The organism is Streptomyces rimosus (assembly GCF_008704655.1).
GTDB classification, from domain to species: Bacteria; Actinomycetota; Actinomycetes; order Streptomycetales; family Streptomycetaceae; genus Streptomyces; species Streptomyces rimosus.
Genome location: NZ_CP023688.1, coordinates 4,993,246 through 5,000,000, shown reverse-complemented (window position 1 = coordinate 5,000,000; position 6,755 = coordinate 4,993,246). Strand labels below are relative to the sequence as shown.

4 protein-coding genes are annotated in these 6,755 nt (G+C 72.9%); 2 read left to right on the top strand and 2 right to left on the bottom strand.

Annotated features, from left to right (window positions below; all coding sequences use genetic code 11):
• Nucleotides 1-102: 102 nt before the first annotated feature.
• Entirely contained in the window at nt 103-1,437 is a 1,335-nt protein-coding gene (locus CP984_RS21240) for an MFS transporter (RefSeq protein WP_003987306.1), read from the top strand.
• Between the two features lie 122 nt (nt 1,438-1,559).
• Here CP984_RS21240 and CP984_RS21235 read toward each other — a convergent pair whose 3' ends face one another.
• Together CP984_RS21235 and CP984_RS21230 are read right to left on the bottom strand one after the other, a co-directional pair.
• Nucleotides 1,560-3,335 carry a SpoIIE family protein phosphatase gene (locus CP984_RS21235; RefSeq protein ID WP_030185777.1) on the bottom strand — a complete coding sequence of 592 codons (1,776 nt, stop codon included), beginning with the start codon at nt 3,333-3,335 and terminating at the stop codon, nt 1,560-1,562.
• Between the two features lie 553 nt (nt 3,336-3,888).
• On the bottom strand, nt 3,889-5,214 hold the full coding sequence (locus CP984_RS21230; RefSeq protein ID WP_202480138.1) for an NAD(P)/FAD-dependent oxidoreductase: 1,326 nt from the start codon (nt 5,212-5,214) through the stop codon (nt 3,889-3,891).
• Between the two features lie 489 nt (nt 5,215-5,703).
• Here CP984_RS21230 and CP984_RS21225 point away from each other — a divergent pair, with 489 nt between their 5' ends.
• On the top strand, nt 5,704-6,690 hold the full coding sequence (locus CP984_RS21225) for a TetR/AcrR family transcriptional regulator (RefSeq protein WP_003987189.1): 987 nt from the start codon (nt 5,704-5,706) through the stop codon (nt 6,688-6,690).
• The last annotated feature ends 65 nt before the right edge of the window (nt 6,691-6,755 follow it).

Sequence of the window (6,755 nt, the reverse complement as noted above, 5' to 3'; positions counted from 1 at the left end):
GTTGAAGTCCTTCGGCATGTACTCTTTAGCTTCGAACTTTAGCTTTGAAGTCTTCAGGGTGTGACTGTCCAGTCCCCTTCGATCTGACCTAGGTAGGTGAGTGTGACCACCGCGATGGGCGCCGCGCTGCGCCGGATCCAGCTGGGCAACGCGCTGAGCGCGTTCGGCAACGGCTTCACGGTTCCGTATCTCTACGTCTATGTGGCGAAGGTGCGAGACCTGGGCGCGAGTACGGCCGGTGTCGTGCTCGCGATGCTCGCCGTCGCCGCGCTCGTCGTGCTGCCCCTGACCGGTCGGGCGATCGACCGGCGGGGTCCGCTGCCGGTGGCCGTCGTGGGTGCCGTCACCGCCGCCGTCGGGTCGCTCGGTCTGGGCCTGTCCACCACCGAGCCCCTGGTCATCGCCTCGGCGATCGCGCTCGGCGCCGGTATCGCGGTGATCCAGCCGGCCCTGGCGACGATGATCGTGTGGTGCTCGACGACGGTCACCCGCTCGCGTGCTTTCGCCACCCAGTTCTTCCTGAACAACCTCGGTCTGGGCATCGGCGGCCTGATAGGCGGCCTGCTGGTGGACGAGACGGCGCCCGGCAGCTTTGTGCGGCTGTTCGCGATCGAGGCCGTGATGTTCCTGGTCCTGGGCGCGGCGGTGGCCACCGTACGGCTGCCGCGGTCGCCGCGGGTGGCGGACCCGGTGCCGAGCGAGGCACGGGCCAAGGGCGCCTGGCGCGCGCTGTTCGCCGACCGCCGGATGATGTGGCTGTGCCTGCTGGGCTTCGTGCTGTTCTTCGCCTGCTACGGACAGTTCGAGTCGGGCCTCGCGGCGTACGCCACCGAGGTCACGCGGATCTCACCGTCCACGCTCGGCATCGCGCTGGCCGCCAACACCGCGGCCATCGTGGCGGCCCAGTTCGTCGTGCTGAAGCTGGTCGAGCGGCGGCGGCGCAGCCGGGTGATGGCCGTGGTCGGACTGATCTGGACCGTGGCGTGGCTCGCTGCGGGACTGTCCGGCCTGGTGCACGGTGCCCACGCGGTCGCCACCACTTTGCTGATCTCCACCTACGCCCTGTTCGGTATAGGGGAGTCGATGCTCTCGCCGACGGTCGCCCCGCTGGTGGCGGACCTGGCGCCGGCCTCGATGGTGGGCCAGTACAACTCGGTCTTCGCCCTGGTGAAGCAGCTGGCGCTGGCGGTCGGCCCGGCGGTGGGCGCGCTCATGGTGGGCCACGGGATGTCCGCCCCGTACATCGGGATGCTGGTGCTCTGCACCGTCGGCGTCACGGTGCTGGCCCTGCGGCTGGGCCGGATGCTGACCCCGGCGCAGGACAACCCGCACGTCCGGGCCTTCACGCCGGAGGCCCCGGCCGGCACGGACGTGGAGGCGGACGCCCCGGCCGACGTCGCGGCGCCGCGACGCGAGTCCGTGACAGCGGTGGCGTGAACCGCGAAGCGACAGCAGTGGCGTAAGCCGTGAATACGAGGGCCGGGCCCTGCCGCTCCAGGCAGGGCCCGGCCCTTCCGTCACGCGCACTCGTACCGTCCGTACCGCTCGTCCCCCGCCCCCTACTCCCCCGACTCCCGCGGCAGCGCGAACTCGCACCACACGGCCTTGCCGCCCCCAGGCGTCCGCCGGGAGCCCCACGCCGACGCGATCGTCGCGATGATCGAGATGCCGCGGCCCGCCTCGTCCACGGGCTCGGCCCGGCGCCGCCGCGGCAGGTGGTCGTCGCCGTCGGTCACCTCGACGATCAGTCGGCGGTCCGTACGGCGCAGCCGCAGCCGCATCGGCGGGGTGCCGTGCTGGAGCGAGTTGGCGACCAGTTCGCTGGCGGCCAGGACGCCGAGGTCGTGCAGCTCCGGGGAGAAGCGCCAGGAAGCGAGCACGCCGGAGGCGAAGGCACGGGCGCGGGGCGCCGCTTCCGTACCGCCGTGCAGTTCGAGGGCGGCGTTGTGGAACAGCTCGGCGTCGTGGCCCGTGCGGGCCGGGTGCTGGAGGACCAGGACAGCCACGTCGTCGTCGTGGTCCGTGGAGATGCCGAGCGCGCGCAGCAGGCGGTCGCAGATGATGTCCGGCGCTCCGGTCGCGCCCGCGAACGCCCGCTCCAGGGCCTCCACGCCGTGGTCGATGTCCTTGTCACGGCGCTCGACCAGACCGTCCGTATAGAGGACGGCGGCCGAACCGGGGCCCAGCGGGACGCTGCCGGAGGTGTGCAGCCAGCCGCCGGTGCCCAGCGGCGGGCCGGTCGGCTCGGCGGCGCGGTGGACCGTGCCCTCGGCGTCGCGCACCAGGATGGGAAGGTGGCCGGCCGAGGCGTACACCAGGCGGCCCTCGTTGGGGTCGTGGACCGCGTAGACGCAGGTGGCGATCTGGCTGGCGTCGATCTCGGCGGCCAGCCCGTCCAGCAACTGGAGCACCTCATGGGGCGGCAGGTCGAGGCGGGCGTACGCGCGGACCGCGGTACGCAGCTGGCCCATGACCGCCGCGGCGCGCACGCCCCGGCCCATGACGTCGCCGATGACCAGGGCCGTACGCCCCGCGCCGAGGGTGATGACGTCGTACCAGTCGCCGCCGACCGCGGCGTCCGTGCCGCCCGGCTGGTACGTCGCGGCCACCCGCAGATCGTCCGGCTGCTCCAACTCCTGGGGCAGCAGTGAACGCTGGAGCGTCACGGCCGCCGCGCGCTGGCGTGCCTCTGCGGCGCGCAGCCGTTCCGTGGACTCGACCTGGTCGGTGACGTCCGCGCCGAAGACGAGCACGCCCTTGTGCGGCGCCACACAGGCGACCTCGGGGTCGGGCGCCGGGCCGCTGGCCGCGACCTCGATGGGCGTGCAGGTGAACGTGTAGTACCCGTCGCGGGACTGGTCGGCGCCCGCGCCGCCGGGCACCCGGCGGGCCTTGACCGTACGGGGCCGGCCGCTGCGCAGCACCTGGTCCATCAGCGGCAGCAGGCCGAGCGCGTCCAGTTCGGGCAGGGCCTCGCGCGCGGTGGCGCCGGGCGGGCGGGGGCCGAAGACGGTGGCGTAGGCCCCGTTGACGTACGCGATGCGGTGCTCGGGTCCGTACACGACCGCCACCAGGGCCGGGACCTTGCCGAGGATGTCGTGGACGGACAGCGCGTCCACGCTGGGGGTGTGGTCCTGGCCGGGCGCGCCGTCGCCGTCCGCGCCGGGGCCGGAGCGCTCGGCGCGGGCGGCGGGAACGGCGCCGTGGCCCGCGCCCGGCGGGCCGCCCGCGGACGGGGCGGCGGGCCCGGACGGCGCGGCCGCGGCACGGTCGGGCCGCGCGGCGCCGCGCCGCTGTGTGCCGGGGAGACGGGCGCTCCAGCGCGTGAAGTTCACGGAGGTGTACCTCTTACTTCGCGTCGTCGCGCGGGATCGGGCCGTCGATTCGGGGGGACCGTCCGCGGCCGCGCCGGTGGGAGCCCCACCCGGCGGACGCGGGGAGCGGTGTCGGCTGGGGGCACCCGCGGCGCCCTCTGACGGATTGCAGCAAACGTCCAGAATCCTCGTGATTGTCACTCTTCGCGAATACGAGCCCACCCATGGTCACACGTCCAGTGTGGCCGACCGGACTGACATCCGTCAGACGCCGGAGGCGCCAGGTGGAGTTCCTGGCTCCGGGTGCCGGGCGGGTCGGGACCCCGCCGTCCGCCCGCCGCGGCCCCGTACGGGAGGGGGTCCGGCAGGCGGTGCGGGCACCGGCGCGCACCGCGTTGACCGGGCCGGGAGGTCGTACGACCGGGTGATCCGGCTTCGGCGCGTCGTACGAACGGGAAATGGGAACGGCGGGTCGTAGGACCGGCCCGTGCGGCCCGTACAGATGGCGGCGCGACCGGCCGTCCGGCGGCGCGCACGCGACCCGGCACGCCCGGCGGCCGCTCCCGACGCGCCGTCAGCTCGCTTCGTGGTGCCGCCCGGTGCCCGCCGCGAGCTCGAACTCGGCGCGCGGATGTTCCAGTGAGCCCAGAGAAACGATTTCCCGCTTGAACAGTCCGGCGAGCGTCCACTCGGCGAGCACCCGCGCCTTCCGGTTGAAGGTCGGCACCCGGCTCAGGTGGTACACGCGGTGCATGAACCACGCCGGATATCCCTTCAGCTGCCGCCCGTAGACGTGCGCGACTCCCTTGTGCAGCCCGAGCGAGGCGACCGACCCGGCGTACTTGTGCGCGTAGTCCACAACCGGCTCACCGCGCAGCACCGCCGCGACGTTGTCGGCCAGCACCCGCGCCTGCCGCACGGCGTGCTGGGCGTTGGGCGCGCACTCCCTGCGCGGCTCGTCCGGCTTGGCCGGCCCCTCCGCCGTCAGGTCCGGCACCGCCGCCGCGTCGCCCGCCGACCAGGCGTGTTCGACGCCCTCGATCCGGAGGGCGGCGGTACACCTGAGCCGTCCGCGTTCGGTGCGCGGCAGGCCGGACGCGGCGATGATCGGGTGCGGTTTGACGCCCGCGGTCCACACGAGCGTGCGGGCCGGAAAGCGCGCCCCGTCACTCAGGACGGCGACACGTTTCTCGTACGACTCCAGCCGCGTCTCCAGCCGTACGTCGATATTGCGGGCGCGCAGCTCCCGTACCGCGTACTGCCCCATCACCGGACCCACCTCGGGCAGGATGCGGCCGGTCGCCTCGACCAGAATCCATTTCATGTCCGCGGGCTCGACGTTGTGGTAGTAGCGGGCGGCATAACGCGCCATGTCCTCCAGCTCCGCGAGAGCCTCCACGCCCGCGTAGCCGCCGCCGACGAAGACAAAAGTCAGGGCGGCGTCGCGGATCGCGGGGTCGCGGGTGGAGGAAGCGATGTCCAACTGCTCCAGGACGTGGTTGCGCAGGCCGATGGCCTCTTCGACGGTCTTGAATCCGATACCGCCCTCGGCCAGGCCCGGCACCGGAAGCGTCCGGGACACCGAACCGGGCGCCAGCACCAGTTCGTCGTAGGGCAGTTGGAGACCGCCCGTGCCGTCCTCCTTGGTGGCCGGTGTCTCGACCGTGGCGCAGCGCGCGCTGTGGTCGAGCGCAATCACCTCGCCGACGACGACCTTGCAGTGCGGCAGCACCCGGCGCAGCGGTACGACGACGTGCCGGGGCGAAATGGAGCCGGCCGCGGCCTCCGGCAGGAACGGCTGATAAGTCATGTACGGATCGGGGTCCACCACGACCACCTCGACGGCGGCCCGCCGAAGTTCCTGCCTCAGTTTCCGCTGGAGGCACAGGGCCGTGTACATCCCCACGTAGCCACCGCCGACAACGAGAATGCGCGCCGGTTCCTTCACAGAGGTTCTCCTCGCGACATCGAAAGGCCGGCCGCGCGGGTTGCCTCCGCCGGCCGACCGGCTTGCCACCACCAGACACTGTGTTCCCGGAAGAACACAGCACTGTTCCATGACGCACCGGCGGCCGGACTTTGTCCACAGCCTCGGCGAAATGTATGACCGGTTCCGTGCGGTCGCCCGGAGCCCCGGATTCCGCGCCGTCCTTCGCAGGAGCGCAGGTCAGGTGGCGGGTGGCGGACGGTGCGAGGGTGCGGAATCGGGGCGGATCGGGTCCGTACTCCGATCGGTGCACGGACTGTGCGGAACTGCCCCCTTCATTCTTGACCTGGGCTCAACTATGTTCGTACCTCGTTGGGGTGCAACCTCTCGTCGTCACGTCGTCACCCCAGCAGTCAGGGCGGGGAGTCTCCGGGGGGAGACGTCATTACCGGGGGATCATCTATGCACATTCAGGGCTCTCAATGGCCGACTGCCGTATCTGCCGCCGCACCCACTTCCGAGACCAGGGGTAACGGCACCACGCACTCCGCAGCCGGCGGCCGGAGCACACCGCTGCGCGTCGACGCGCAGCGCAATCTCGAACACGTCCTGCGCGCCGCGCGCGAGGTCTTCGGCGAGCTGGGGTACGGCGCGCCCATGGAGGACGTGGCGCGGCGCGCCCGCGTCGGGGTGGGGACCGTCTACCGGCGCTTCCCGAGCAAGGACGTACTGGTCAGGCGAATAGCCGAGGAGGAGACCTCGCGGCTGACCGAACAGGCGCGTACGGCCCTCGGCCAGGAGGACGACCCGTGGTCGGCGCTGTCGCGCTTCCTGCGGACCTCCGTCGCCTCCGGCGCGGGCCGGCTGCTGCCGCCGAGCATATTGCGGGTGAGCACGGACGCGTCCGGCGGACCCGAGGCCGGTGAGCCGCGGGTGCCGCAGCAGCGTTCGGCGTACGGATCGGACGGCCGGCCGGGTGTCCACGCCGACGGCGGTACCGGCGCGGCGGCCCCGGGCGACGGGGCAGCGGTGCCGGCGGACCTTCCGTCGGGCGCGTCCGCGGAGTTCCGCGTGGTCGCGCAGCGCGGCGCGCCCGAGGCCGAGTCCTCGGACGCTCCGGCGACGGTCCCCAACGGGATCACGAGCGCCGCTGCGAACGGCGTCTCCACGCGCGGCGCGGCCGCCACCAGCACGCTGGAGGCACCGGCCGCTCCGTCCGGCGGGACCGCGGCGGACGGCGGCGCCCAGGCGCTGCTGGAGGTCGTCGGGCAGCTCGTCGAACGGGCCCGCGCGGCGGGCGAGCTGCGGGCGGACGTGACGGTCGCCGACGTACTGCTCGTCATCGCCACGGGCGCGCCGTCCCTGCCGGACCCGGCCCAGCAGCAGGCCGCCTCGGCCCGCCTGCTGGAGATCCTTCTGGAGGGGCTGCGCTCGCGCCCCGCAGGGTGAGGCGAGACGTTCATCCGGGTGAAAACGGTCCGGTCAGCCACATGAGCACGCGGTGGCCGACCGGG

Coding starts and splice junctions, on each gene's coding strand:
- CP984_RS21230 (WP_202480138.1), bottom strand. CDS start 5,214: ATGTACACGGCCCTGTGCCTCCAGCGGAAACTGAGGCAGGAACTTCGG.
- CP984_RS21225 (WP_003987189.1), top strand. CDS start 5,704: ATGCACATTCAGGGCTCTCAATGGCCGACTGCCGTATCTGCCGCCGCA.